Consider the following 26,167-nt stretch of genomic DNA (forward strand, 5'->3'; position numbering starts at 1 on the left):
ATCCCGTTAACCCTTTGTTTTGATTGAAGGAACATGCAATGAGCAACAATCTGGCTGGCCAGGCCGCCAAGGGCCGCAACGTCGTGGTGGTTGGCACCCAGTGGGGTGACGAGGGCAAGGGCAAGCTGGTCGACTGGTTGACCGAGAGCGCCAACGGCGTCGTCCGCTTCCAGGGCGGCCACAATGCCGGCCACACGCTCGTCATCAACGGCGTCAAGACCGCGCTGCACCTGATTCCGAGCGGCATCATGCGCCCGGGAGTGAAGTGCTACATCGGCAACGGCGTGGTGCTGTCCGTGACCAAGCTGCTCGAAGAAATTGCCGGTCTGGAAAAGGCGGGCGTGGAAGTGCGTTCGCGCCTGCGCGTGAGCGAGGCCTGCCCGCTGATCCTGCCGTTCCACGCCGTGCTCGACATCGCCCGCGAAGCGGCCAAGACCCGTGCCGGCGCCGAGAAGATCGGCACCACCGGCCGCGGCATCGGCCCGGCTTACGAGGACAAGATTGCCCGCCGTGCGCTGCGCGTGCAGGACCTGAAGCATCCCGAGCGTTTCGCCGCCAAGCTGCGCGAACTGATCGAGCTGTACAACCACATCCTGAGCAGCTGGCTGCATGCCGCCGAGGTGGATTTTGGCGATGCGCTCAAGCCCTATCTGGTGAACGGCCAGGTGCAGTATGACGCGGTGTATGCCGAAGCCATGCAGCAGGCCGAAGTCATGAAGCCCATGATTGCCGACGTGTCGCGCGAGCTGAACGAAGTGCACAAGCAGGGCGGCAATCTGCTGTTCGAAGGTGCGCAGGGCACGCTGCTTGATGTCGACCACGGCACCTATCCCTTTGTCACCTCCAGCAACTGCGTGGCCGGCAACGCCGCTGCCGGCGCAGGCGTTGGCCCCGGCATGCTGCACTATGTGCTGGGCATCACCAAAGCCTACTGCACCCGCGTGGGTGGCGGCCCGTTCCCCACCGAGCTGGACTGGGAAACCGAAGGCACGCCGGGCTGGCACATGGCCACGGTGGGCGCCGAAAAGGGCGTGACCACCGGCCGCAACCGCCGTTGCGGCTGGTTCGATGCCGCACTGCTCAAGCGCAGCGCCCAGGTCAACGGCCTGAGCGGCCTGTGCATTACCAAGCTGGACGTGCTGGACGGCCTGACCGAACTGCAGCTGTGCGTGGGTTACGAACTCGACGGCGAGCAGATCGACATCCTGCCGCTGGGCGCTGATGACATCGCCCGCTGCAAGCCGGTGTACGAAACCCTGCCGGGCTGGAGCGATACCACCGTGGGCGTGACCGAGTACGACAAGCTGCCGGAACAGGCACGCAAGTACCTGCAGCGCATCGAGGAAACCACCGGCGTGCCGGTGCACGTGATTTCGACCAGCCCGGATCGTGATCACACCATCATGATGCGTCACCCCTTTGCAGCGCCCGAATCCTGCTGCTAAAACATTCACACCGGCCCACAAGGCCGGTTCTTCACTGGGAGGCCCGGCCATGTTGACGGAAGACGGCAAGCATCTGTATATCTCCAACGACGAGTATCACCGCGTGATCGAGCGTCTCGCGCTGCTGGTGCACGAGTCGGGCTGGCAGTTTGACACGATCCTGTGCCTGGCGCGCGGCGGCATGCGCCCGGGAGACGTGCTCAGCCGCATCTTCGAGGTGCCGCTGGCCATCATGTCCACCAGCTCCTACCGCGAGAACGAGGGCAAGACGCAGGGCACCCTGGATATTGCCCACTACATCACCACGCCCAGAGGCCAGATTGCGGGCCGCGTGCTGCTGGTGGACGATCTGGCAGACAGTGGCGTCACGCTGCAGGCCGTGGTGGAAAACCTGCGCTCCCACTACCCGGCGATTACCGAGCTGCGCTCCGCCGTGCTCTGGACCAAGGGCGTTTCGGCCTTCAAGCCGGATTACTCGGTCGAGCACCTGCCCACCAGTCCGTGGATCCACCAGCCGTTCGAGCACTATGACTCCGTGCGCCCGGCGGCCTTGTCCACGCGGCTCGGCTTCTGACGCGGAGCCGGCTGACGACCATGGGCTTCTTCCGGCGCTGGATCCCCGATCAGGAAACGCTGGCGCGCAGCCGCTGGCTGGGCTGGCTCGCCCCCTGGCTGGGACAGCCGGCCTTGTGGGTCTGGTCGCGTCACGGGGTGGCGCTGGGTGTTGCCATTGGCATCTTCTTCGGCATGCTGGTGCCGGTGGCCCAGATTCCGGCATCTGCGGTGGCGGCCATCGTGCTGCGCGCCAACCTGCCGGCTGCTGCAGCCAGTACGCTGGTGAGCAATCCGGTGACGTTTGCTCCGGTGTATTACCTGGCGTATCGCCTTGGCAATCTGGTGCTGGAACCTGATCAGCCTGCAGCCGGTCCGGACAAGGCCAGCGCCGCGCGGCAAAAGGCCAGCGAGATGCAGCACACCATCGAGAGCAGCCGCAAGGTCGGCTTCTGGGAAGGCATCAAGCTCATGGGCAGGCCGCTGATGGTGGGGCTTGCCATTCTGGCAGTCGCCGGAGGCGTGCTGGCTTACGTGTTGATCAGCCTGATCTGGTCGGCGCGGCAGTGGTACAAGATGCGCCGCGGGCGGGCCTGAATTTGCGCGTTATCATGCCGGCATGAAACGTCACGCCAGCACCGCTCTCATCCATCACGACTACCAGCCGCCCTCCGAATTCGAGGCGCCGCAGCCTCCGGTCTGCAAGGCGTCCACCGTGTTCTTTCCCAATGTGGCAGCCATGCGCGAGCGTACCTGGCTGGACAAGAGCGGCTACACCTACGGCCTGCATGGAACGCCCACCAGCTACACACTGGAAGAGCGCCTCTGTGCCCTGGAGGGAGGGCGCCACGCGGTGCTGGTTCCGAGCGGGCTGGCTGCCATCGCCTGTGTCAACATGGCCTTGCTGCATGCGGGCGACGAGGTGCTGATTCCCGACAATGCCTACGGCCCGAGCAAGACGCTGGCCGAGGGTGAGCTGGATCACTGGGGGATTGCGCATCGCTACTACGACCCCATGGATGTGAATGATCTGGCGGACAAGATCGGTCCCAATACCCGTCTGGTGTGGCTGGAGGCGGCAGGATCGGTGACGCTGGAGTTTCCCGACCTGCTGGCACAGGTGCGCACCTGTCGCGAACTGGGGGTGCTGACAGCCCTGGACAATACATGGGGCGCGGGCCTGGCGTTCCAGCCATTCGACTTGCTGCGCAGTGGGGATGAAAATGCCGTCGGTGTCGACGTCAGCATCCATGCCCTGACCAAGTATCCGAGCGGCGGCGGAGACGTGCTGATGGGCAGCGTCATCACGCGCGACCCGGCACTGCACAAGCGCATCCTGCTGAGCCACATGCGCATGGGATTCGGGGTGGGCATGAATGATGTGGAGGCGGTGTTGCGCAGTCTGCCCAGCATGGCGCTGCGCTACCACGCGGCTGATCGTGGCGCGCGCCATGTTGCACATTGGTGTGCACAGCAGCCGCATTTCGCCCAGGTGCTGCACCCCAGCCTGGCGGATGCTCCCGGGCATGCGCACTGGCAATCACTCTGCTGCACGCCGGATCAGCCGCACGGGGCTGCGGCGGGTTTGGTTAGCGTGGTGTTCGAGCCGCACTACACCCAGGATGAAATCGATGCCTTCTGCGACAGCCTGCAGCTGTTCCGCATCGGTTACAGCTGGGGTGGGCCGGTCAGCCTGGTCATGCCGTACCAGCTGGAAGAAATGCGCGAAGTCTGGCCCGAGCACATCGCTCAGGGTACGCTGGTGCGCCTGTGCATCGGACTGGAAGATCCGCGCGATCTGGAGGCGGATCTGGCGCAGGCCTTGCAGGTGCTGCCGGTCTGATTCGATCCCCTGAGGATGCGTCAAGCGTGTCCTTGCGCTGGCGTGAATGTGTCGTCACGCCAGCTTTGATGCCCGATGGTTTTTGCTGCGGCAACAGCGCTGCCGATTACTTCGGCAGAAGCTTTCTGAGTTCCGGCAACACGTTGCCGGCAATGGTGGCCTGCGCCCGGGCGTTGGGGTGGATGCGGTCGGACTGGAAGTACTGCAAGGCATTTGGGGCGTCGGCCACGCCCTTGAGCAGGAAGGGCAGCACTGCGACGCTCTCCGCCTTGCCCACGTCCGTGAACACCTGGGCGAACTGGCGTGTATAGCTTGCGCCATAGTTGGGCGGCACCTGCATGCCCAGCAGCAGCACCTTGGCCCCGGACTTTTTCGCCAGCTGCGTCATGGAGGTGAGGTTGGCTTGGGTCTGCGCAAGCGGCAGGCCGCGCAGGGCATCGTTGGCCCCCAGCTCCAGCAGTACGACCTTGGGTTGATGGGTTTTCAGCAACTGTGGCAGACGAGCGCGGCCGCCGGCAGTGGTGTCTCCGCTGATGCTCGCGTTGATCACTTTGGCCTTGATCTTGTCAGCGTCCAGCTGCTTCTGCAGCAAGCTAACCCAGCCTGAGCCGCGGGGCAGGCCGTATTCGGCGCTGATGGAGTCGCCGACCACAAGCACGACAGGCGGTACGGCTGTCTGCGCAAGCGCCGGGGTGGCAAAGGCGCAGGCAAGCAGGGCGCAGACAAATCCGGATACACGGCGGCGCGGGAGGGAGGCAGAAGGCGAAGTTGTCATGGGTATTGGAATGGAAAAGGGCACCGAAGGTTCCCGGACGCATGCGGACACGACATGCATCAGCGGATGCATGGTTACCATGGATGCTGTTTCCGCCATTACAAGTGACCTGCATCATGAGCTCTTCCTTGCCCACCGAACCGTCCAATACCCCTTTGGCTGCAGACACCATTGTCAGCGTGCGCAACGTATCGAAAAGCGTGGAGCAGGCAGACGGCACGCTGCACATTCTGCGCGATATCAGTTTTGATCTGGAGCGCGGCAGCGTGACCGCCATCGTGGGGGCATCCGGTTCGGGCAAGAGCAGCCTGCTGGCCATCATGGCTGGGCTGGATGTTCCGACATCAGGCACGGTGCTGGTGGACGGAGCCGACCTGTTCGCGCTGGATGAGGACGGCAGGGCGGCCCTGCGTGGCCAGACCATGGGCTTTGTATTTCAGAATTTCCAGCTCATGCCGAACCTGACCGCGCTGGAAAACGTGATGTTGCCCCTGGAGCTGGCAGGCCGCGCAGATGCACGCGATGCGGCGAGAGCGATGCTGGAGCGCGTGGGTCTGGGGGAGCGCCTGAATGCCTATCCGCGGGTGCTTTCTGGCGGGGAGCAGCAACGGGTGGCGTTGGCACGGGCCTTTGTGCAACGGCCGAAGCTGCTGCTGGCGGACGAACCTACAGGAAGCCTGGATGCCGCGACAGGTGAGCGGATTTTGCAGCTGCTGTTCGCCTTGAACCGGGAGCAGGGCACCACACTGGTTCTGGTAACCCATGACGCCGGGCTGGCACAGGGGTGCCAGCAGCAACTGGTAATAGTGAACGGGCGAGTCGTTGGCTTGCACCCCTGAGCGACGTTGCGACCGTTCCGGGCGCCCGGCCCTGAATAGCCTTCTGAAACCGCATGCGATCCTTGAGGTCCATGCGGTTTTGCGTGGTGCAGCGGCGATAATTCCAGTATGTCCTCATCCCACAAGATTGTTTTCGGCTTTCATGCCGTCGGCGTGCGCCTGAAAATGGCACCGCAGTCGGTGCTGGAGGTGTTTGTCGACCCCACGCGCCGCGATGCGCGCATGCGCCAGTTCATCGAGCGTGCCAAGGAAGCCAGGGTGCAGCTGGTGGAGGCCGACGGCCTGCGCCTGTCGCGCCTGAGCGGCAGCCACGGGCATCAGGGCGTGGTGGCGCGCGTGACCGAGATCCAGCTCAAGCAGTCGCTGGACGATCTGCTGGACAGCCTGGACGAGCCGCCGTTGCTGCTGGTGCTGGATGGCGTAACCGATCCGCACAACCTGGGCGCCTGCCTGCGCGTGGCCGATGGCGCCGGGGCGCATGCCGTGATCGCCCCCAAGGACCACGCTGCCGGCATCAATGCCACGGTGGCCAAGGTGGCCAGCGGGGCGGCCGACACCGTGCCGTATTTCATGGTGACCAATCTGGCGCGTACGCTCAACGAACTGAAGGAGCGCAATATCTGGATCATCGGCACCAGTGGCGATGCCGACAAGACGCTGTATCAGGTCGACATGCGTACGCCCACGGCTCTGGTGCTGGGCGCAGAAGGGCCGGGCATGCGCCAGCTTACGCGCAAGACCTGTGACGAGCTGGTCAGCATTCCCATGCAGGGTGCCGTCGAGAGCCTGAACGTTTCGGTGGCGAGCGGCGTATGTCTGTATGAGGCGCTGCGACAGCGCGCTCAGCCCTAGCGCCCGGAATCGAAGGGAGAGGAGTCCCATGCCCTTGCAGGAAAAATTGCAGCAGGTGCGCGGCTGGATCCAGTCGGCGCAGCGAATCGTGGCGCTGACTGGCGCCGGCATCAGTGCCGAATCCGGCGTACCGACCTTCCGGGACGCACAGACCGGAATGTGGGCCCGTTTCAAGCCGGAGGATCTGGCGACCGAGGCGGCGTTCCGCCACGATCCGCAGCGCGTCTGGGATTGGTATGCGTGGCGGCGCGAGCTGGTTGCGAAGGTGCAGCCCAATGCGGCGCACCATGCGCTGGCAGAGTTTGCCACTCGCCATCCAGGCAGGCTGACGCTGGTGACCCAGAACGTGGATGGCCTGCACCAGCAGGCGGGCAGCAGCGATGTGCTGGCCCTGCACGGAAATCTGCAGCAGGATCGCTGGCTGCGCCCCTGCCCGCAGGAACGCTTCCCTGAACGCGATTGCGAGCCGGCTACTGCCACCGACGGGCATCCGCCCAAGTGCGATGTCTGCGGAAACATGCTGCGCCCTGGCGTGGTCTGGTTCGGCGAGGCCTTGCCCGAAATTGCCCTGTTCCGTGCCGATGAGGCAGCGGGCAATTGCGAGCTGATGCTGGTGATCGGCACTTCCGGCCTCGTGTATCCGGCAGCGGGGCTCGCGGATGTGGCGCGCCGCGCCGGCGCGCGTGTGGTCATCATCAATACCGCTCCGACTGAATTGGATGATCTGGCCGACTGCGTGCTGCGCCGCAAGGCTGCCGAGTGCCTGCCGTCCTTGCTGCAGGTGGAGTCACAGAGCGTGACGATGGAGGAGGGCGCATGAGTCTCCGAAAAGCCGGACTGGCTGCCGTTGTACTTGCCATGGCATTGCTGGGCTGCACCCAGGAACAGCAGAACAAGATCAGCCGCGATATCCAGAACTGGACCGGCACGAACGGCGTGCTGGAGGTGTACTCCGGCGACAAGGTGGTGCGCCGCTTTCTCAAGATCGACAAGATGAGCACGGCCATGGGCACCGATGACGGGCGCGCGCGCAATTACCGCTTCGGCTATGGCGTGCTGGACGAAAACCTGAATTTCGTGGCCGATCCCGACGAGCGCAAGGTGTACTTCGAGATCAGCGACTACACCAACATGGTGTTTTTCGAGAACCCGCGCTGAGGGGGCGCTGGCTGCAAGCCGTGTGTCGATGGCGCTGTGCGCAGGGGCAGGGCGACCAAAGCCCTTTGCCCCTGTTGTGAACAGGCACGCCAAAGCCGTTGCCAGGGCAGGGCGTTGCCCGTTCTGCTGGCGCCAAAACCCTGCACAAACTAGAATGCGCGCATGATTGCTACCAGCGCCCGCAGTACTTCGCGCGCCTTTACCTCCCGTTCTTCCGCCAAGCCGCTCAACAGCTACAAGCCCTTCTGGGCCAAGCGTTTCGGCACGGCGCCTTTCCTGCCCATGAGCCGCGCCGAGATGGAGCAGCTGGGCTGGGACAGTTGCGACATCGTCCTGGTCACTGGCGACGCCTATGTCGACCATCCGAGCTTCGGCATGGCCGTGATCGGCCGCGTGCTGGAAGCGCAGGGTTTCCGGGTGGGCATCATCGCCCAGCCGGACTGGCAGAGTGCCGAACCCTTCAAGGCGCTGGGCAAGCCCAACCTGTTCTGGGGCGTGACCGCTGGCAACATGGACAGCATGATCAACCGCTACACGGCTGATCGCAAGATCCGCAGCGACGATGCCTACACGCCCGGCGCCGAGGCCGGCAAGCGTCCCGACCGCGCCGCCATCGTCTACAGCCAGCGCTGCCGCGAAGCGTACAAGGATGTGCCCATCGTGCTGGGTGGCATCGAGGGCAGCCTGCGCCGCATTGCCCACTACGACTACTGGAGCGACAAGGTCCGCCGCAGCATGGTGGTGGACAGCAAGTGCGATCTGCTGCTGTATGGCAACGCAGAGCGTGCGCTGGTGGAAGTGGCGCACCGTCTGGCCCAGCGCGAGCCGGTGGAGAGCATTACCGATGTGCGCGGCACGGCATTCGTGATGCGCAGCAGTCCCGAAGGCTGGCAGGAAATCGATTCTTCCGAAGTGGACCAGCCGGGCCGTGTCGATGAGCACGTGCATCCGTATCAGACGACGGGTGAACGCGCTCAGGAACAGGCCTGCGCTACTTCGCAGGCTGCCGGAGAGCAGGTCGTGCGGATTGTGCGCCGGCAGGACAGTAGCCCGGGTGGTGCGGTTGCCGGGAACAAGGCGCCAGCATTGTCTGCCCCGGCGGTCAATGTGGAGAAGGGGAGCGAGCCAAAGAACGCTTCCGTGCAGCCATCGCACCGTGTCGCCTCTATCGTGCGCGATCGCAGCGTGATCCGCCTGCCCAGCTACGAGCAGGTCAAGGCCGATCCCGTGCTGTACGCGCATGCCAACCGGGTGCTCCATCTCGAAACCAACCCCGGCAACGCCCGCGCGCTGGTGCAGGCGCATGGCGAGGGACATACTGCGCGTGACGTATGGCTGAATCCGCCTCCGATTCCGCTGACGACGGAAGAAATGGACTGGGTCTTTGATCTGCCTTACGCACGCAGCCCGCACCCGCGTTATGCCGACGAAAATGGCCGCCATGACGGCGCCACCAAGATCCCGGCCTGGGAGATGATCCGCTTCTCGGTCAACATCATGCGCGGCTGCTTTGGCGGCTGCACCTTCTGCTCCATCACCGAGCACGAGGGCCGCATCATCCAGAGCCGCAGCGAAGCGTCCATCATCCGCGAGGTGGAGGACATGCGCGACAAGGTGCAGGGCTTTACCGGCATCGTCAGCGATCTGGGCGGGCCGACGGCCAATATGTACCGGCTGGGTTGCAAGAGCAAGGAGATCGAGGCAGCCTGCCGCAAGCCGAGTTGCGTGTATCCGGGCATCTGCCAGAACCTCACCACCAACCACGATCCGCTGATCGCCATCTACAAGCGTGCGCGCAAGCTGCCGGGCGTGAAGAAGGTGCTGATCGGTTCCGGCCTGCGTTATGACCTGGCGGTGAAGTCGCCCGAATACGTGAAGGAGCTGGTGCAGCATCACGTGGGTGGCTATCTCAAGATCGCGCCCGAGCATACGGAGCAGGGACCGCTGTCCAAGATGATGAAGCCGGGCATCGGCAGCTACGACCGCTTCAAGCAGATGTTCGAGAAGTTCAGCAAGGACGCGAACAAGCAGCAATTCCTGATTCCGTACTTCATTGCTGCGCACCCCGGTACCAGCGACGAGGACATGATGAATCTGGCGCTCTGGCTCAAGCGCAACGGCTTCCGTGCGGATCAGGTGCAGACCTTCTATCCCAGCCCCATGGCCACGGCCACGGCGATGTACCACTCGCGCATGAACCCGCTCAAGGGGGTGCACCGCCCCGATGGCCCCAATGCCGATCGCGCGGAAGTGGTGGACGTGGTGAAGGGCGAGCGCCGCCGTCGCCTGCACAAGGCGTTCCTGCGCTACCACGATCCGAACAACTGGCCGCTGCTGCGCGAGGCGCTCAAGGCCATGGGCCGTGCCGACCTGATCGGCAACGGCAAACAGCATCTGATTCCGACCTGGCAGCCGCTGGGAGATGGGGGCTACCAGAGCCCGCGCCGTACCAACTCGACCGTCGGAACCACGCCCGGCCAGCGCGCCACCGTGGCAACGCCGGCAAAGCGGAGTGGGGCATCAGGCAAGCCGGTCAAGGGTACCCTGCTGACGCAGCATACGGGGTTGCCACCGCGTGAACTGGGTGCCAAGTCCGGCGCGAAACCCATGCGCCCGGGCTCAGCACGTCCAGATGGACGAAGCCGCCTTGACGCAAAGCGCGGCAGCCCGGTCGGGCGTGGCAAGCGGGGGTGAGGGTGACCCAAAGTCGCCCCGAGCCTCAATCCTCGTCCTGCACCTTGTACTCGGACACCAGTTGCTGCTGCACGTTCGGCGGCACGATCTCGTAGTGCGACAGGGACACTGAATACGTGCCCTGACCAGCGGTCATGGCATGCAGGCGGGCCTGGTAGCCGGCAATCTCTGCCAGCGGCACCTGGGCCTGTACCACCATGTTTCCGAGGTTGGCGGCATCGGTCCCCGTTACCATGCCACGGCGTGTGGAAAGGTCGCCCGTGATGGCGCCCACGGCATTTTCGGGCGCGGTGATCTGCATCTTGGCGATCGGCTCCAGCACCACGGCGCGTGCCGCACGCATGGCTTCGAGGAAGGCCTTGCGGCCGGCCGTGACGAAGGCGATTTCCTTGCTGTCCACGGGATGGTGTTTGCCATCATGCACCACAACGCGCACGTCCACCACCGGATAGCCGGCAATGGCACCGGTAGCCAGCGCCTCACGCACGCCTTTTTCCACGGCGGGAATGAACTGGTAGGGAATCGCTCCGCCCTTGACCTCGTCGGCGAATTCGAAACCGGCGCCACGTGGCAGCGGTTCGATGCGCAGGTGCACCTCGCCAAACTGGCCGGCGCCGCCGGTCTGCTTCTTGTGGCGGTACTGGGCCTGCGACCCCTGGGTGATGGTTTCGCGGTAGGCGATGCGCGGGGGGCGGGTATCGACCTCGAACTTGTACACCTCGCGCATGCGGTCGAACATGAGACGCATGTGCAGTTCACTCAGGCCGTAGATGATGGTTTCGTTGGTGGTTGCGACATGCTCGATGCGCAGGCAGGGGTCTTCCGCCACCAGCTTGCCCATGATTTCCCACATGCGCTGCTCGTCGCCGCGACGCTTGGGCGAAATGGCCACGCCATAGACGGGAACGGGGAAGGGCAGGGGCGCCAGATGCATGTGGGCATCTTCTGCGGCGTCGTGCAGCACGGCGTCGTAATGCAGTTCGTCCACCTTGCCGATGGCACACAGGTCGCCCGGGCCAACCTGGGGCACCTCGATATGCTCCTTGCCCTGCACGAGGAACAGGTGTCCGACCTTGAATGGCTTGCGGCCGTCGCCGATGTAAAGCTGGCTGTCGCGGCGGATGGTGCCTTGGTGCACGCGCAGCATGGCGAGCTTGCCGACGTAGGGGTCGATGCTGATCTTGAACACCTGGGCCAGCACATGGGCGGCCGGGTCGGGCGTGGCGTGCTCGGGCACGGCAGCGTCGCCTTCACCGCGCAGGAAGTCGGGCGGGTTGCCTTCGGACGGGTTGGGCAGCATCTTGACGATGATGTCCAGAAGCTCGGCCACGCCGGCTCCGGTACGGGCGGACACGAAGCACACCGGAATCAGGTGGCCCTCGCGCATGGCCTGCTCCAGCGGGGCATGCAGTTCGGAAGCATCCACGTCACCTTCGTTCAGGTAGCGCTCGACGAAATCGCTGTCCACTTCCACCACCTGCTCCACCAGGGCCCGATGGGCATCGGCCACGGCGCCGAAATCGCTGTGACCATCACGGTTGAAGAAGCAGTCCACCACCTTGCTGGCGCCGGCGTCGGGCAGGTTCAGCGGCAGGCATTCCTTGCCGAAGGTTTGCTGGATCTGTTGCAGCAGGCCCGGCAGGTCGGCTTCGGCGGCATCGATCTTGTTGACGATGATGACGCGGTCCAGATTGCATTGCGCAGCATATTGCATCAGGCGCACGGTCATGGGTTCGATGCCCTTGGCGGCATCGATGACGATGGCAGCGGTTTCCACAGCCTCAAGCGCAGGCAGGATCTGGCCGGCAAAATCGGGCAGGCCGGGGGTGTCGATCATGTGGATGCGGGTGTCGCCGCGCTGCATGTGCATCAGTGCGGATTGCAGCGAATGCTGGGACTTGATTTCCAGCGGATCGTGATCGCTGACGGTGCTGCCACGCTCCACCGTGCCTGCCGTGGCAATGGCGCCAGCCTGTTGCAGCAGGGCCTCTGCCAGCGTGGTCTTGCCGCTGCCTGCCGCGCCGGTCAGCGCCAGGGTTCGGATGTTCTCAGGGGCGATGGAAAATGCGGTACCGGAAAGTGTCGTCATAGTGCTTTGCTCCTTCTGAAAGCAGCATAGCACCGGCGCGGCGGCTTGCCGGAAACGGGCGCAGCAATTTGTTGATGCAGGTCGACCAATCGCCGGCTTGCGAGATCAAAAACGGTGCTGGTAGTACAGCACGCCAAAATCCATGCCCGGATTCGGCTTCTTGATGCCTGCGTTGGAGATGTGCTGGTAGCGCAGGCCGACGGTGTGTTGCGCGTCGCGGCCCCACTGGTAGCCCATGCCGAGCATGTCCGAGAACTGGAAGGCGCTAGAGACGTTCTTGTCTGCCGTCACTTGCGTGCGCGACAGCAGGCGCAATCCAATGGACGCTTCGGCGAAGAAGCGCCCCTGTTCAGGCGGGGCGTTGCGGTACAGCCGCAGCACCGGCGAATAGCCGACTTCGACCACATCCTTGTGCTGCTTCACCAGCCACTGCGACACACTCGCTTCGTGGCGCAGGCCGAGATGCCACTTCTTTCCCTGCCACAGGGGTTCTCCCGGGTGATCCCAGCCAAGCACGATCCCGGCCTTGGATACGTCACCATCTACGGCTGGGCCGGCGACAATGCCTGCGTCGAACGCACAAGCGCTGGAAGTGAAGCCAGTAAACGTCAGAGCTGCCAGAAACGCCTTGCGTAGCTGGCCGGTGGGAAGGGAAGGGGAGTGCATGGAGGATCCTGAAGTTCTGCAAGAAGAGGCGGATTCTAGGGACTTCAATTTATTCCCGCGTGAAAAGTCAGTTGGTGCCAACAAACAACGCACGGAAAAACACTTGGTAAAAACACCAATCTCGACGATAATCCCATCTCTTTGGTGACCAAGGCGTAGGACGCCTTCGCCAATCGCAGTACATCTCCCATCTAGCACCTCAGGCCACTTGGCCTTCTCCCACATTTTTCGTGGTGAATGCTGTCAGACGGTTGATGCACTTTTTCAACCCTGACACACGCAGCCCGCAACGGGCATCTGCGTGCGTGCGAGTAAAAAAATGACTGAAAACCAGACCACTGGGGCTGCCGCATTGGCGCAGTCCGATATTTCCATGGCCGATGCTGCCCTGCAGGCCATTTCCGAGACCAACAACACCATTCCGGACCCGCATCTGCATGCCCCTCTGGCAGCTGACGCACTGGCTCCCGTGGCCGAAGGCGACAACGGCTTTGTGAAGCTGGGTCTGGCCGAGCCGCTGGTGCAGGCCTGCCTGGACCTGGGCTACACCCAGCCGACCGTGGTGCAGAACACTGCCATCCCGATGGCGCTGGCCGAGAAGGATGCCGAGGGCCACAACTATGTGGACCTGATGGTGTCCAGCCAGACCGGTTCCGGCAAGACTGCCGCCTTCCTGCTGCCCGTGCTGCACACGCTGCTGGAGCAGCAGCAGGACGCCATCGCCGCCGAGAAGGCCGAGTGGCAGCGCAAGATTGACGAGGCCATCGCCAACGGCGAGGAGCCGCCCAAGAAGCCGCGTCGCAAGAACCCGACCGACCGTCGCCATTTCAAGGCGGCCCAGCCGGGCGCGCTGGTGCTGTGCCCCACGCGCGAGCTGGCGCAGCAGGTGGCACATGATGCCATCGACCTGGTCAAGCATTGCAAGGGCCTGCGCATTGCGCACGTGGTGGGCGGCATGCCCTATGCTGTGCAGATCGCACGCCTGCAGAATGCTGATCTGGTGGTGGCCACGCCCGGCCGCCTGCTGGACCTGCAGCGCTCCATGCAGATCAAGCTGGACAAGGTGCAGTTCCTGGTGGTGGACGAGGCCGACCGCATGCTGGATCTGGGCTTCCAGGAAGACCTGGCCGAAATCCACCAGCTGACGGCTGACCGTCGCCAGACCATGATGTTCAGCGCCACGTTCGCGCCGCGCATCCAGCAGCTGGCTGCCCGCGTGATGCGCAGCCCGCAGAAGGTGCAGATCGATTCTCCGCAGGAGAAGCACGCCTCCATCGAGCAAAAGCTCTACTGGGCCGACAACTTCGCGCACAAGCGTGCCATGCTGGACCACTGGCTGCGTGATCCCTCCATCGAGCAGGCCATCGTGTTTGCCAGCACGCAGATCGAGTGTGACGGCCTGGCCGAAGACCTGCAGCAGGCCGGTTTCGTGGCCGTGGCACTGCACGGCGCCCTGAGCCAGGGTCTGCGCAACCGACGCCTGATGGCCCTGCGCCAGGGCAAGGTGCAATTCCTGGTGGCGACCGATGTGGCGGCCCGTGGTATCGACGTGCCCAGCATTTCGCACGTGTTCAACTTCGGCCTGCCGATGAAGGCCGAGGATTACACGCACCGTATCGGCCGTACCGGCCGTGCCGGCCGCAGCGGCATTGCCGTGACCTTTGCCGAGTTCCGCGATCGCAACCGCGTGTGGGACATCGAGGACTACACCAGGCAGCCGTTCATGACGGCCGTGGTGCCGGGCCTGGAGCCCGAGCAGCGCACACCGACGCGCCATCCGCCCAAGGGCAAGGGCCGCGCCGGTTTTGGCGGCGGTGAAGGCCGTGGTGGTCGTGGCAGGGGCGGTTTTGGCGGCAATGGTCCGCGCAAGGGCTTCAGCCAGGGTCGCGTGGCCGGTTTCGGTGGCTTTGACGGCGGTGCTCCGGCTCCGCGTCAGCCGCGTGCCAATGCCGAGGGCGGTGGCAGCTGGGGTCGTCCGCAGCGCGAGGCAGCGCACCATGCCGGTCGCCGTCCGGAGCGCCAGGAGTTTGGCGGCGGCGGCCGTCCTTCCTTTGGCGGCAATGGTCCGCGTCGCGAAGGCGGTGGCATGCGTGGCGGTGCCATGGCAGCCGGCCACCATTCCGGCAAGCGCGGTCGCTGAGCGGTTCGGGTTCACGCAGTTCCGTGAGCTGAAGCGATTGTGAGCGGCTTGTCAGCCGCAGCAATACGCCCTCTGCAAAGAACGAAGCCCTGCTGATTCAGCAGGGCTTTTTCAATGGTGCGTTTGATTGGCTGTGGGCGCAGCAGCTCAATGCTGCATGGCCTCAAGCTCCATCAGCAGGTTGGAGCGGCAGATATCCGCCACGAAGTAGGCCACCTGGGCCTGGGCGGGCAGTCGTTCAGTGCAGATCCTGCGTACCTGTTCCAGATCACGCGCATGGCGCACGTAGACCTTGTACAGCGTGAGCTGTTGCAGGCTGGATCCTGCATTGCCGGCTACCAGGGCAATGTTGTCGATGGCTGCGTGTGTTTGTGCGACGACATTGCCGATGTGCACGGTCTGGTGACCGATGATGCTGGCCGTACCGGAAATGAACAGTGGCTGGCTGCCGGGCAGGCGCGCCGTACTGGCGCGGGCAAAGCAGGGGGGACGCGGGCCATGGTCGGCCGGGTAGCGGTAGGCTGCCACCTGGCGCGGGTTTTCCACATGCGTGCCGGGATTGCGTCCCGCCAGGAAATACAGGCGGATGCTGTCCCCGTCACAGCCAATGCCGGTAGCGGCAGGCATGTGGCGCGTGGCCCAGGGCATTTGCACCAGTCCCTGGTCGTAGGCGTCGGCAAAGGCCTCGGCACGGCCGAAGTTGAAATCGCGGTACATCTCCAGCCCCTCGCTGTTGGGCTGGTTGATGCGCGGAATGTAGTTCCAGATGCGCCAGAGGTGCGGGAATCCGCTGGCCTGCAGGAGGTTGAACAGTTCCAGATAGGCTGCAGCGACTGCAGGAGCGCATGCCCCCTTGGCCGGAACGGGAATGGCGGTGCAGCCCCAGAGGACCTCGGTGTTGTGACGGCAGGCGTAGTTGCCGTACTGCAGCGCCTGGACCGGGGCCTGGCTCAGCCAGGTTTCGTGCCACTCGGTTCCGGGGGTGTCGCTGGCCATGGGGATCGCGAAATGGCCGGCAGTGTCGCCTGTCTTTCCTGATCCATAGATCGCATTTCCTAGTATGAAACCCTGATCGGGATCATATGAAGCATCTGCTGAGCAGATGTCAGCATGCCTCGACAAGTTCTTCCTGATCAGGCGGCAGGTGAGCAACGGCGTCCGGCAGTGCAAATCCTTCATCGGCTTACTCCAGACCATTGCGGTTGGCCAGTTCGCGGAACAGGCCGGAGTGATCCAGCTCCGAGAGCCCATGAGAGATGGCTTGCGCATAAAGCTGCTCCACCAGCGTGGCAATCGGCAGTGTGCATTCCAGTTCGGCGGCGGTGGCCATGGCGTTGCGCATGTCCTTGAGCTGCACGTCCATGCGGGCGCGCTTGGCGAAATCGCGTTGAACCATGCGTTCACCGTGCAGGGTCAGGATACGGCTGTCGGCAAAGCCGCCCATCAGCGCCTCGCGCACCTTGCCCATGTCTGCGCCGCCCTTGGCGCACAGGATCAGGGCCTCGGCCACGGCACCGATGGTGGTGCCGACGATCATCTGGTTGGCCACTTTGGCAAGTTGTCCGCTGCCGGCAGGGCCCACATGCGTGGCTCGGCCGAGCGGGGCAAACACGGGCAGGGCAGCAGCGAAATCGGCCGCGCTGCCTCCTGCCATGATGGAAAGCGTTCCCTGTTCGGCGCCCACGGTGCCGCCGGAAACTGGTGCATCCAGAGCGCGAAGACCCTGTGCTTCCAGCTGCTCCGCGTGTGTACGCGCCTCGGATGGCGCAATGCTGGCCATGTCGATCCACAGTGCGCCGGGGCGCATGGCTGCCGCCACGCCCTGATCGAACAGCACCTCATGCACCACGGAGCCGTTTTCGAGCATGCTGATGACCCTATCGGCCTGTGCAGCGGCTTCGGCGGCCGTGGGGTGGCAGATGGCACCGTATTGCTGCAAGCCTTCCGCCTTGCTGGCGGTGCGGTTCCAGACGTGGACGGTAAAGCCTGCCTCGCACAGGCGACGAGCCATGGGAAAACCCATGGCGCCAGTGCCCAGCAAGGCAAGCACGGGGCGTTCGGAAAGAGAATCGGTCATCAATGGAAATCCGGGCGTCGCGCCGGGCGACGAATGCGGCAATCATAGCGGCAGCCAGCGATGCGGACGAAGCCGGATCGCAACGCTTTGCATCCAGCGGGCAAGCCGGGCCTTGCTTCAACAAGGCCGGCGCTCCAGATGGCTCAGGGCTCCACCCGCTTCAGATCAAGCGCCTTTTGCAACTGGCGGAATTCTTCGGACTGCGTTAGCAGCTCGGCCCCTACACGCTTGAGCTTTTCCACGGTCGGGCCGGGCAGGTAGAGCGTGGTGGGGACGTTGAGCATCTCTTTGCGCAGGGCAGGGTCGGCCACATCCTTCAGCGCCAGGCTGATGTAGTACATGGCGATGGGCTCGCCACCTTCCAGACGAACGCGTCGCTCTTCGTCCTTGCGCCAGTTGTCGGCCATGCGGCGGAACTGGCGCACGCTTTCTTCCGAATTGCGGTCGATCGGGATGTCGACCAGGGCCTGCATGACGGAGCGGGTGCTGGGCACGTCGGCCGTCTGGTCGATGGCCGTGTCGATGCGGTTCTGCGCATTGATGTTGATCACCACGATCTTGCGCGTCTTGCGCTGCGTGAACTGGTCGTAGAGCTGCTGACTGCTGTAGAGCTGGGTCATTTCCAGCAGGCTGCCCATGCCCAGGTTGTCCACCAGGCCGCCATCCAGCAGGTGGATGTAAGGGCGCTTGGACCGGTCGCCGTAACTCAGCACGCTGTCCAGCAACTCGCGCCGGGTGGCAGTCTGCAGGGCGTTGGGATCGGAGTGGAACACGGCGCGCTCCATGTCCTCCGGGATGGCGTAGCCGCAATGTCCGCCGTTGTTGTTGAGCGTGAGCGGCGCAAACACCAGGGGCACGGCGCTGGAAGCCGCCACCGCCCGTGCAATCGGCAACTTCGACAGATCGAGACACAGGGCGTCGAACACTTCCTGTGTGAAATCCAGCCGGGTTCCTGCCGTCATGTCGGTGCTGGCAATAACGGTGAACGGCCCCTTGCGCTTGCGCGCGAGATCGTCAAACGTGGCATGGCGGAACAGGGTCTGGTTGAGCTGCTCTTCCAGCAGGTCACCGCGGCCGAACTGGGGCGAGGTCAGGCGCGACCAGTTGGCCACGGCAAACACCTTGCGCTTGAGGTTGTCCTGCAGGTTCTGCTTCAGGAAATCACGCTCGAAGTTGTCGAAGATGTCTTCGCCATGCAGGGCGTGGTACGCAGAGAGCATGGAGCCGCCCGAAACGCCGAATGTCATGTCGATCTGGTCAAACAGGCTCAGGGGCTTGCCATTCCAGTCGAAACGCTGGCGGTTCAACTCCTCCAGCACGCCATAGCCCAGGGCAGCGGCGCGCGAACCGCCGCCCGAGAACATCACCACCATGAACACATCATCCGCGTTGCCGGGCAGTTTCTGTTGCGAAATGGCCTGGCGGGGGCGGTAGCCCTCATCGGGCGAGATGCGGTCGATGGTGGCTAGCGGCTGGTATTGCACGGAGGCGCAGGCCTGCAGCAGCAGGACCAGCAGCAGGGAGGCGAGCAGCTTGAAGGAAGAGGGCATGGGCAGAGGTGTTACATCAGCAGGTGTTCGGCATTATTGTCACCGCCCAGGATGACGTAATTGACCTTGCGGATGTCCATCAGTGCGCGACCGCCGGAATAACTGATGGAACTTTGCAGATCCTGTTGCATTTCCAGCAGCGTGTCGGCCAGCTTGCCCTTGATCGGTTCGAGAATGCGCTTGCCCTCCACATGGCGGTATTCGCCCTTGTTGAAGTCGCTGGCCGAGCCGTAGTATTCCTTGAACAGTTCGCCATCCACTTCCACCGTGCGACCGGGCGATTCTTCATGCCCGGCAAACAGGGCACCTACCATCACCATGGTGGCGCCGAAGCGGATCGACTTGGCAATGTCGCCATGGCTGCGGATGCCGCCATCGGCAATCAGCGGCTTGGTGGCCACGCGGGCGCACCACTTGACGGCGCTGAGCTGCCAGCCACCCGTGCCAAAGCCCGTCTTGAGCTTGGTGATGCACACCTTGCCCGGACCGATGCCGACCTTGGTGGCATCCGCGCCCCAGTTTTCCACGTCGATCACCGCTTCGGGGGTGCCGACGTTGCCGGCGATCACGAAGCTCTGCGGCAGCTTGTCCTTGATGTGCCAGATCATGTGCTTGACCGAATCGGCGTGGCCATGGGCGATGTCGATGGTGATGTAGTCGGGCACCAGGCCTTGGGCGGCGAGGGCATCCACGGTGGCGCGGTCCTGCTCCTTGATGCCCAGCGAAATGCTGGCATACAGCCCCAGCTCGTGCATGCGGCGCACGAAGGCGACCGTGTCCAGATCGAAGCGGTGCATCACGTAGAAGTAGTCGTTCTGCGCCAGCCAGATGCACAGTGGCTCGTCCACCACCGTCTTCATGTTGGCGGGCACGGCAGGCAGCTTGAAGGAGCGCGGGCCGAACTGCACGCTGGTGTCGCATTCGCTGCGGCTTTCCACCCGGCATTTGCGCGGCAGCAGCAGTACGTGGTCGTAATCGAAGATTTCCATGAGGTTCCAAGTCCTTTGTATGCGAAATGACAAAAAGAAAGGCACTTGGATTGCACCGCGGTCCCCAGCCATGCCCGTGAAGCAGGCACAAAAAACCGGGCGCAAATACTTGGGCCCGGTAGTTGATTCTAGCCTTGATCCGCGCATCGTGCATGGGGCATTCAGGTTTCTACAATAGCGCCATGTCTTCCATTTTTGACGATGATTTTTTTGCGCCCACCGACCCCATGGCGAATGTCGGCGATACGCTGCTGCACGGCCTGAATGACGAGCAGATGCGGGCCGTGACGCTGCCCGACGAACACGCCCTGATCCTGGCCGGAGCAGGCTCGGGCAAGACGCGCGTACTGACCACGCGCATTGCATGGCTATTGCAGCAGCAGCGCGTGTCGCCCGGCGGCATCATGGCCGTGACCTTTACCAACAAGGCCGCCAAGGAAATGACAGCGCGCCTGTCGGCCATGCTGCCCATCAACGTGCGCGGCATGTGGATCGGGACCTTCCACGGCCTGTGCAACCGCTTTCTGCGCGCGCACTACAAGGTGGCGAATCTGCCCCAGGGCTTCCAGATCCTCGACACGCAGGACCAGCTCTCTGCCATCAAGCGCCTGTACAAGCAGTTCAACATCAATGACGACCAGTTTCCGGCCAAGCAGATGCAGTGGTTCATCGGCGGTTGCAAGGAGGAGGGCCAGCGTCCCGGCGATGTGCCGGTGCGCGATGCCGAGAGCCGCAAGAAAGTCGATATCTACCAGCTGTACGAGGAGCAGTGCCAGCGCGAGGGCGTGGTGGACTTCGGCGAGCTGATGCTGCGCAGCTACGAGATCCTGCGCGACCATCCGCTGGTGCGCCAGCATTACCAGCGCCGCTTCCGCCACATTCTGGTGGACGAGTTCCAGGATACCAACCGCCTGCAGTACCTCTGGCTCAAGCAGTTTGTGCCCGAAGTGGGTGACGCGGTGCCCCGCAATGCCATCTTTGCCGTGGGCGACGATGACCAGAGCATCTACGCCTTCCGCGGTGCTCGCGTGGGCAACATGAACGACTTCGTCACCGAACTGAAGGTGCAGCACCAGATCAAGCTGGAGCAGAACTACCGCAGTTACAGCAACATCCTCGACAGTGCGAACGCGCTGATCAGCCACAACACGCGCCGTCTCGGCAAGAACCTGCGCACCGATCAGGGCTCTGGCGAACCGGTGCGGGTGGTGGAGCTGCCCGGTGATCTGGCCGAAGCGCAGTGGATCGTGGACGAGATCAAACAGCTGGTGCGCGACGGCAGCGCGCGCAAGGAAATTGCCATTCTCTACCGCAGCAACGCGCAGAGCCGGGTGATCGAATCCACGCTGTTCAACCACGCGATTCCCTATCGCGTCTATGGGGGTCTGCGCTTCTTCGAACGGGCGGAGATCAAGCACGCGCTGGCCTATCTGCGCCTGCTGGACAACCCGCGTGACGACACCTCCTTTCTGCGTGTGGTCAACTTCCCGCCGCGCGGCATCGGCGCGCGCACGCTGGAGCAGTTGCAGGATGCCGCACGCAGTGGCAACACCGCCCTGGTGGATGCCGTGCAGCAGGTGCCGGGCAAGGCCGGGGCCAATCTGGCCTCGTTCGTTGCGAAGATCGACGCCATGCGCGAACAGGCGGACCAGATCACGCTGAAGGAAATCGTCGAACTGGTGCTGGACAACAGCGGCCTGCTGGAACATTACCGCAACGAGCGCGACGGCGCCGACCGCGTGGAAAACCTGCAGGAACTGGTGAACGCCGCCGAGAGCTTCGTCAGCCTGGAAGGTTTCGGCAAGGAGAGCGCCGGCATGCACCAGCTCGACACCAGCGCCGCACCGGCCTGGCCGGGCGAGAGTGATGCTGCCGCCCAGGACGCAGCCAATTCCGCCAGCGCGGCCGAAGTGTTGCCTGATGGCGAAACCCTTTCGCCCCTGGCCGCCTTTCTGACACACGCTGCACTGGAAGCGGGCGACAACCAGGCGCAGGCCGGCCAGGATGCCGTGCAGCTCATGACGGTGCATGCGGCCAAGGGTCTGGAGTTCAACAACGTGTTCATCAGCGGGCTGGAAGAGGGCCTCTTTCCGCACGAGAATTCGCTCAACGACTATGACGGTCTGGAGGAAGAGCGCCGCCTGATGTACGTGGCCATTACCCGCGCGCGCCAGCGCCTGTACCTGAGCCATGCGCAGACGCGCCTGCTGCATGGCCAGACGCGCTACAACATCCGGAGCCGCTTCTTCGACGAGTTGCCCGAGGAGTGCCTGAAGTGGATCACGCCAAAGCGCGCCGGTTTTGCCGACGCCATGCCGGGCTACGAAGGCCGCTGGGGTGGCAACCAGGGTGACAGCTGGAACCGCGACGTGCGCCAGGCCGTGGGGCAGGGCAGCGCCGAGGTGGTGCGCAAGAGCGAACCCGGCCATGGTCTGAAGAAGGGCATGCGCGTATTCCACACCAAGTTCGGCGAAGGCACGGTGCAGATGCTGGAAGGCAGCGGCGCCGACGCCAAGGCGCAGATCAACTTCAGCCGCCATGGTGTGAAGTGGCTGGCCTTGAGCGTGGCCAAACTAACGCCGATTGATTGACATGACACCGTGCGTCGCCCTGTGTTGCCATGCACAATAGGCGGGTGCACGAACCTGATTGAGAGGAGAACCTCCCCATGCGAGCCTTGTCCCGCACCCTGCAATTGACGATGATGCTGGCCGGCGCTGCCTGGCTGACCGGCTGTGCCACCGTGTCGCTGGACAGCCCGAGCTGGCCGCCGGTGGATGGTCGCCGCACCGCTCCGGTGGAAAGCCGCAGCACCACGCCTGTGCCCGTGCCACCTCCGCCCTCTGTGCAGGATCAGCTGGAAGATGCGGGTGTCGTCGTCACTCCCGTTCAGGATGCTTCCCTGCCCCGCGTGCCAGTGTCGCCAGAGGAGCCTGCCGCCCCCGCGCAGGACCAGTCCTGGGTTGGGCACTACGACGGCATGCTGCCCTGTGGGGACTGCGAAGGCATCCGCACGCTGCTGTCGCTGTACGAGAACCACACCTACATCCTGAGCATGAAGCGCGAAGGCAGCAACAGCCTGCCCAGCATCATGCGCGGCAGCTTCAGCTGGAATGCGGATCACACCGTCGTGCAACTGGACCAGAATGCCCAAAACCGCCGCTATCAGGTGCTTTCGGGTTCGGCGCGCCTGCTCAACAAGGACGGCAGCCTGATCACCGGCGTGCTGGCCGACCGCTACATCCTGAAGCAGCGACAGGACTGAGTCGTCGCCTGTCCGGGCCGGTGGCTCGTCACACGCGCATCGAAGGCTCTCCATGGATCAGATTGATTGCGTAGTCATTGGCGCAGGCGTCATTGGCCTCGCCGTCGCTCGCGCGCTTGCCCAGGCAGGGCGCGAGGTGGTGGTGCTCGAGCGTGAAAAAGCCATCGGGCAGGGCGTCAGCTCACGCAACAGCGAAGTCATCCATGCCGGCCTGTACTACGAGCCCGGCTCCCTCAAGGCGCGTCTGTGTGTGCGCGGCAAGGAACTGCTGTACGCCTTCTGCCAAAGCCATGGCGTTGCCCATCTGGTCTGTGGCAAGCTGCTGGTGGCGACTGCGCCCGAGCAGCACACCGCCCTTGAGAACATCCAGCGCACGGCGCAGGCCAACGATGTCCCCGTCGAATGGCTGGAGGCCGATGCGGCCATGGCTCTGGAACCGGCCTTGCACTGCACCGCGGCCCTGCATTCGCCGACTACCGGCATCATCGATACCCATGAACTGATGCTGGCACTGCAAGGCGATCTGGAACGCGCGGGCGGTGCCATTGCATTTGGCGCGCGGGTGACCGGGGCAAAGCTGGATCCTTCCGGACAGGGCCTGCACCGGATCGCTCTGGAGGATGGTGCCGTGCTCGGAGCGCGCTGGCTGGTGAATGCGGCATCCTTGCATGCCTGCGCACTGGCCCGAAATTTCTCGGGGCTGGAGTCAGGATACGTGCCGCAGGAATACTTTGCCAAGGGCAGCTATTTTGCGCTGGCGGGACGCAGCCCGTTTTCCCGGCTGATCTATCCCGCGCCTTCTGGGGCTTGGCTTGGGGTGCACCTCACCCTCGATCTGGGCGGTCAGGCGCGCTTCGGTCCCGATCACGAGTGGCTGCAAGAGACAGACCCTGACGCGATCCGTTATGCCGTCGATGCACAACGGGGTGAGGCCTTTTATGCCTCGGTGCGCAGATATTGGCCCGGCTTGCCGGATCATGCGCTCCAGCCCGCCTACAGCGGCGTGCGTCCCAAGATTCACTCGCCCGGAACGCCTGCGCCGGACTTCCGCATCGATGGCCCGCAGCAGCACGGCGTGCCGGGGCTGGTGAACCTGTTCGGCATCGAATCACCGGGCTTGACCAGCAGCCTGGCGATAGGAGAGCAGGTGCTTGCGAAGCTGGTCGAGTGATTTTTTGAACCGAACCTGAAGCGCACGATCTTGCTGTCGGAGCCCACTCTACCCGTCGCGCCTTCTCAATCAGCCACAAGCCCGGTCACGCAACCCTCAGCGCGGACAGATATTAATAGCTCCGGCTCAACGCTTCAGCGCCAGCGCAGCTTCGTGCACCAGCGCCGGCCCCCGATAGATCAGCCCGGTAAAGATCTGCACCAGATCAGCGCCGGCCGCCAGCTTGCTGCGGGCGTCTTCACCACTCAGCACGCCGCCCACGCCGATAATCGGAAAGTCCTTGCCCAGCGCAGCACGCAACTGGCGGATGACGTGGTTGCTTTTCTCCAGCACGGGTGCGCCGCTGAGCCCGCCGGTTTCTTCGGCGTGGGGCATGCCCTGCACGGCTTCGCGGCAGATGGTGGTATTGGTCGCAATCACCCCCAGCTTGCCGGCGTGGCTGCCGTCGGCGTTGCAGCCATAGCGGCGCAGCGTGGTGGCAATCAGGTCAATCTGGTCCTGCTCCAGGTCCGGAGCGATCTTGATGAACAGCGGCTTGTCCTTGCCATGCTGTTGCGCAAGCGCCGCGCGGCGCTGCATCAGCGTATCGAGCAGGGCATCCAGCGCTTCGTCGCTTTGCAGCGCGCGCAGGTTCTTGGTGTTGGGGCTGCTGATGTTTACCGTCACATAGTCCGCCCACGGATAGACGCCATCCAGGCAGGTCAGGTAGTCATCCGCCGCCTGCTCGATCGGCGTGCTGGCATTCTTGCCGATGTTCAGACCCAGCAGGCTGCGGCTGTTGGCGGGGCGGGTACGCTGCACATTGCGCACAAAGGCATCCAGACCCTCGTTGTTGAAGCCGAGACGGTTGATCAGCGCATTGGCCTTGGGCAGGCGGAAAATACGCGGCTTGGGGTTGCCCGGCTGACCCTTGGGCGTAACTGTTCCGACCTCGATCGAACCGAAGCCCATGGCTTCCCACGCTGCGATGCAGCGCGCGTTCTTGTCCAGACCGGCGGCCAGGCCGACGCGGTTGGGAAAGCGCAGACCGCACAGCGTTACCGGATCGTCCACGAAGGGCTGTGTGTAAGCGCGGCGCAGCAGCGAGTGCTGGGTTTTGGCCAGCATGTCGATGGTGGTTTCGTGGGCGGTTTCTGCATCCAGACGGAACAGGACGGAGCGGGACAGGGAGTAGGGGATCAGGGACATGTTGCTGTGTTCTAGTTGTTGGTGTGCCGGTTGCAGCAGGCACAATATGCCTATTGTCCCAAATCCTTTGCAGGAATAGCAGCCCATGACACAAGACGAACTCAAAACCCTGGTCGGCCAGGCCGCCCTCAACTATGTCACTCCCGGCACCATCGTAGGCGTGGGCACCGGATCGACCGTCAACAAGTTCATCGAAGCGCTGGGCACCATGAAGGACCAGATCCAGGGCGCAGTGAGCAGCTCTGTCGCCTCGACCGAACGCCTGCAGGCGCTGGGCATTCCGGTGTTCCCGGCGGAAGAGGTGGAGTGGCTGGATGTCTACATCGACGGCGCCGACGAGATCGATGGCCACGGTTACATGATCAAGGGCGGCGGCGCGGCGCTCACGCGCGAGAAAATCGTGGCTGCCCAGAGTCGCCGCTTCGTGTGTATCGCCGATGCCAGCAAGCGCGTGGAAGCGCTGGGCGCGTTTCCGCTGCCGGTGGAAATCATTCCGATGGCAGCCGGCCGCATCATGCGCCAGTTCGAGGAGATGGGTGGTCAGGCCAATATCCGCCTGAAAGATGGCGTTCCGCTTGTCACCGACAACGGCCAGCACATCCTTGACGTGCATGGCCTGCGCATCACCGATCCGCTGGCCTTCGAGAACCTGGTCAACCAGTGGCCCGGCGTGGTCACGGTGGGGGTGTTTGCCCACCAGAAGGCGCATGTGTGCCTGCTGGGGACGGAGCATGGCGTGGAGACGCTGCTCTACTGAGTGCAGAGGTTTCATGCAGACGACCACCTTGTCTTCAACCCGGTCCGCAGGTAAGAAAAAACCCGGTCGGTGCAAACCTTCCGGGTTTTCTGTTGTCTGCCTCCAATGGGAGGCAGC

General features: G+C 63.8%; 22 protein-coding genes. 14 read left to right on the top strand and 8 right to left on the bottom strand.

What is annotated here, in order from left to right:
- Window positions 1-38 precede the first annotated feature (38 nt).
- Genes BMW28_RS05345 through BMW28_RS05360 form a run of 4 tightly spaced genes read left to right on the top strand, consistent with a single transcriptional unit; the run spans window position 39 to window position 3,840 of the window.
- Window positions 39-1,445, top strand: coding sequence for an adenylosuccinate synthase (locus BMW28_RS05345; RefSeq protein ID WP_091814737.1), 1,407 nt, complete (start codon window positions 39-41; stop codon window positions 1,443-1,445).
- Between the two features lie 49 nt (window positions 1,446-1,494).
- On the top strand, window positions 1,495-2,019 hold the full coding sequence (locus tag BMW28_RS05350) for a phosphoribosyltransferase (RefSeq protein ID WP_091814740.1): 525 nt from the start codon (window positions 1,495-1,497) through the stop codon (window positions 2,017-2,019).
- 20 nt (window positions 2,020-2,039) lie between these two features.
- Complete coding sequence (locus tag BMW28_RS05355; RefSeq protein ID WP_091814742.1) at window positions 2,040-2,594, top strand: DUF2062 domain-containing protein; 555 nt, start codon at window positions 2,040-2,042, stop codon at window positions 2,592-2,594.
- A 22-nt stretch (window positions 2,595-2,616) separates the two neighbouring features.
- Complete coding sequence (locus tag BMW28_RS05360; RefSeq protein ID WP_091814745.1) at window positions 2,617-3,840, top strand: PLP-dependent transferase; 1,224 nt, start codon at window positions 2,617-2,619, stop codon at window positions 3,838-3,840.
- A gap of 106 nt (window positions 3,841-3,946) precedes the next feature.
- On the opposite strand, the gene BMW28_RS05365 is transcribed toward BMW28_RS05360, so the two are convergent.
- Window positions 3,947-4,615 carry an arylesterase gene (locus BMW28_RS05365; protein ID WP_091814747.1) on the bottom strand — a complete coding sequence of 223 codons (669 nt, stop codon included), beginning with the start codon at window positions 4,613-4,615 and terminating at the stop codon, window positions 3,947-3,949.
- Window positions 4,616-4,731: 116 nt separating this feature from the next.
- Between BMW28_RS05365 and BMW28_RS05370 the strand changes: the two genes are divergently transcribed.
- From BMW28_RS05370 to BMW28_RS05390, 5 genes are all read left to right on the top strand, one after another.
- Complete coding sequence (locus BMW28_RS05370; RefSeq protein WP_091815549.1) at window positions 4,732-5,454, top strand: ABC transporter ATP-binding protein; 723 nt, start codon at window positions 4,732-4,734, stop codon at window positions 5,452-5,454.
- A gap of 108 nt (window positions 5,455-5,562) precedes the next feature.
- Window positions 5,563-6,306, top strand: coding sequence for a 23S rRNA (guanosine(2251)-2'-O)-methyltransferase RlmB (rlmB, locus tag BMW28_RS05375; RefSeq protein WP_091814752.1), 744 nt, complete (start codon window positions 5,563-5,565; stop codon window positions 6,304-6,306).
- Window positions 6,307-6,334: 28 nt separating this feature from the next.
- Entirely contained in the window at window positions 6,335-7,126 is a 792-nt protein-coding gene (locus BMW28_RS05380) for an SIR2 family NAD-dependent protein deacylase (protein WP_091814755.1), read from the top strand.
- Entirely contained in the window at window positions 7,123-7,464 is a 342-nt protein-coding gene (locus tag BMW28_RS05385) for a hypothetical protein (protein ID WP_091814757.1), read from the top strand. Before BMW28_RS05380 ends, BMW28_RS05385 begins: the two co-directional genes overlap by 4 nt.
- Before the next feature lie 162 nt (window positions 7,465-7,626).
- Window positions 7,627-10,158, top strand: coding sequence for a YgiQ family radical SAM protein (locus BMW28_RS05390; protein ID WP_091814761.1), 2,532 nt, complete (start codon window positions 7,627-7,629; stop codon window positions 10,156-10,158).
- A gap of 25 nt (window positions 10,159-10,183) precedes the next feature.
- On the opposite strand, the gene fusA is transcribed toward BMW28_RS05390, so the two are convergent.
- Window positions 10,184-12,247: an elongation factor G gene (fusA, locus tag BMW28_RS05395; RefSeq protein ID WP_091814764.1), complete on the bottom strand. Its 2,064-nt coding sequence runs from the start codon at window positions 12,245-12,247 to the stop codon at window positions 10,184-10,186.
- A gap of 105 nt (window positions 12,248-12,352) precedes the next feature.
- Window positions 12,353-12,913, bottom strand: a complete 561-nt coding sequence (locus BMW28_RS05400; RefSeq protein ID WP_159430721.1) for an acyloxyacyl hydrolase — start codon at window positions 12,911-12,913, stop codon at window positions 12,353-12,355.
- A gap of 319 nt (window positions 12,914-13,232) precedes the next feature.
- On the opposite strand from BMW28_RS05400, the gene BMW28_RS05405 reads away from it, so the two are divergent.
- Entirely contained in the window at window positions 13,233-15,053 is a 1,821-nt protein-coding gene (locus BMW28_RS05405; RefSeq protein WP_234969989.1) for a DEAD/DEAH box helicase, read from the top strand.
- 147 nt (window positions 15,054-15,200) lie between these two features.
- Here the strand turns inward: BMW28_RS05405 and BMW28_RS05410 are convergent, their stop codons facing one another.
- From BMW28_RS05410 to BMW28_RS05425, 4 genes are all read right to left on the bottom strand, one after another.
- A complete protein-coding gene (locus BMW28_RS05410) occupies window positions 15,201-16,049 on the bottom strand; it encodes a chorismate transformation FkbO/Hyg5 family protein (RefSeq protein ID WP_091814773.1) in 849 nt (282 codons plus the stop codon).
- A 187-nt stretch (window positions 16,050-16,236) separates the two neighbouring features.
- A complete protein-coding gene (locus BMW28_RS05415; RefSeq protein WP_091814776.1) occupies window positions 16,237-17,130 on the bottom strand; it encodes an NAD(P)-dependent oxidoreductase in 894 nt (297 codons plus the stop codon).
- 143 nt (window positions 17,131-17,273) lie between these two features.
- Complete coding sequence (locus BMW28_RS05420) at window positions 17,274-18,680, bottom strand: patatin-like phospholipase family protein (protein ID WP_091814778.1); 1,407 nt, start codon at window positions 18,678-18,680, stop codon at window positions 17,274-17,276.
- 11 nt (window positions 18,681-18,691) lie between these two features.
- On the bottom strand, window positions 18,692-19,669 hold the full coding sequence (locus tag BMW28_RS05425; RefSeq protein ID WP_091814781.1) for a GMP reductase: 978 nt from the start codon (window positions 19,667-19,669) through the stop codon (window positions 18,692-18,694).
- A gap of 227 nt (window positions 19,670-19,896) precedes the next feature.
- On the opposite strand from BMW28_RS05425, the gene BMW28_RS05430 reads away from it, so the two are divergent.
- From BMW28_RS05430 to BMW28_RS05440, 3 genes are all read left to right on the top strand, one after another.
- A complete protein-coding gene (locus BMW28_RS05430; protein WP_234970040.1) occupies window positions 19,897-22,260 on the top strand; it encodes a UvrD-helicase domain-containing protein in 2,364 nt (787 codons plus the stop codon).
- 77 nt (window positions 22,261-22,337) lie between these two features.
- Entirely contained in the window at window positions 22,338-22,934 is a 597-nt protein-coding gene (locus tag BMW28_RS05435; protein WP_091814787.1) for a copper resistance protein NlpE, read from the top strand.
- A gap of 52 nt (window positions 22,935-22,986) precedes the next feature.
- Window positions 22,987-24,105, top strand: a complete 1,119-nt coding sequence (locus tag BMW28_RS05440) for an NAD(P)/FAD-dependent oxidoreductase (protein ID WP_091814790.1) — start codon at window positions 22,987-22,989, stop codon at window positions 24,103-24,105.
- 126 nt (window positions 24,106-24,231) lie between these two features.
- Here the strand turns inward: BMW28_RS05440 and BMW28_RS05445 are convergent, their stop codons facing one another.
- Window positions 24,232-25,293, bottom strand: a complete 1,062-nt coding sequence (locus BMW28_RS05445) for a quinone-dependent dihydroorotate dehydrogenase (protein WP_091814792.1) — start codon at window positions 25,291-25,293, stop codon at window positions 24,232-24,234.
- Window positions 25,294-25,378: 85 nt separating this feature from the next.
- Here BMW28_RS05445 and rpiA point away from each other — a divergent pair, with 85 nt between their 5' ends.
- Entirely contained in the window at window positions 25,379-26,050 is a 672-nt protein-coding gene (rpiA, locus tag BMW28_RS05450) for a ribose-5-phosphate isomerase RpiA (protein ID WP_091814795.1), read from the top strand.
- The last annotated feature ends 117 nt before the right edge of the window (window positions 26,051-26,167 follow it).

The sequence above is a fragment of the Allobrachymonas denitrificans DSM 15123 genome, assembly GCF_900110225.1.
GTDB lineage: Bacteria > Pseudomonadota > Gammaproteobacteria > Burkholderiales > Burkholderiaceae_C > Brachymonas > Brachymonas denitrificans.

Coding starts and splice junctions, on each gene's coding strand:
- BMW28_RS05345 (WP_091814737.1), top strand. CDS start 39: ATGAGCAACAATCTGGCTGGCCAGGCCGCCAAGGGCCGCAACGTCGTG.
- BMW28_RS05350 (WP_091814740.1), top strand. CDS start 1,495: ATGTTGACGGAAGACGGCAAGCATCTGTATATCTCCAACGACGAGTAT.
- BMW28_RS05355 (WP_091814742.1), top strand. CDS start 2,040: ATGGGCTTCTTCCGGCGCTGGATCCCCGATCAGGAAACGCTGGCGCGC.
- BMW28_RS05360 (WP_091814745.1), top strand. CDS start 2,617: ATGAAACGTCACGCCAGCACCGCTCTCATCCATCACGACTACCAGCCG.
- BMW28_RS05365 (WP_091814747.1), bottom strand. CDS start 4,615: ATGACAACTTCGCCTTCTGCCTCCCTCCCGCGCCGCCGTGTATCCGGA.
- BMW28_RS05370 (WP_091815549.1), top strand. CDS start 4,732: ATGAGCTCTTCCTTGCCCACCGAACCGTCCAATACCCCTTTGGCTGCA.
- rlmB (WP_091814752.1), top strand. CDS start 5,563: ATGTCCTCATCCCACAAGATTGTTTTCGGCTTTCATGCCGTCGGCGTG.
- BMW28_RS05380 (WP_091814755.1), top strand. CDS start 6,335: ATGCCCTTGCAGGAAAAATTGCAGCAGGTGCGCGGCTGGATCCAGTCG.
- BMW28_RS05385 (WP_091814757.1), top strand. CDS start 7,123: ATGAGTCTCCGAAAAGCCGGACTGGCTGCCGTTGTACTTGCCATGGCA.
- BMW28_RS05390 (WP_091814761.1), top strand. CDS start 7,627: ATGATTGCTACCAGCGCCCGCAGTACTTCGCGCGCCTTTACCTCCCGT.
- fusA (WP_091814764.1), bottom strand. CDS start 12,247: ATGACGACACTTTCCGGTACCGCATTTTCCATCGCCCCTGAGAACATC.
- BMW28_RS05400 (WP_159430721.1), bottom strand. CDS start 12,913: ATGCACTCCCCTTCCCTTCCCACCGGCCAGCTACGCAAGGCGTTTCTG.
- BMW28_RS05405 (WP_234969989.1), top strand. CDS start 13,233: ATGACTGAAAACCAGACCACTGGGGCTGCCGCATTGGCGCAGTCCGAT.
- BMW28_RS05410 (WP_091814773.1), bottom strand. CDS start 16,049: ATGGCCAGCGACACCCCCGGAACCGAGTGGCACGAAACCTGGCTGAGC.
- BMW28_RS05415 (WP_091814776.1), bottom strand. CDS start 17,130: ATGACCGATTCTCTTTCCGAACGCCCCGTGCTTGCCTTGCTGGGCACT.
- BMW28_RS05420 (WP_091814778.1), bottom strand. CDS start 18,680: ATGCCCTCTTCCTTCAAGCTGCTCGCCTCCCTGCTGCTGGTCCTGCTG.
- BMW28_RS05425 (WP_091814781.1), bottom strand. CDS start 19,669: ATGGAAATCTTCGATTACGACCACGTACTGCTGCTGCCGCGCAAATGC.
- BMW28_RS05430 (WP_234970040.1), top strand. CDS start 19,897: ATGGCGAATGTCGGCGATACGCTGCTGCACGGCCTGAATGACGAGCAG.
- BMW28_RS05435 (WP_091814787.1), top strand. CDS start 22,338: ATGCGAGCCTTGTCCCGCACCCTGCAATTGACGATGATGCTGGCCGGC.
- BMW28_RS05440 (WP_091814790.1), top strand. CDS start 22,987: ATGGATCAGATTGATTGCGTAGTCATTGGCGCAGGCGTCATTGGCCTC.
- BMW28_RS05445 (WP_091814792.1), bottom strand. CDS start 25,293: ATGTCCCTGATCCCCTACTCCCTGTCCCGCTCCGTCCTGTTCCGTCTG.
- rpiA (WP_091814795.1), top strand. CDS start 25,379: ATGACACAAGACGAACTCAAAACCCTGGTCGGCCAGGCCGCCCTCAAC.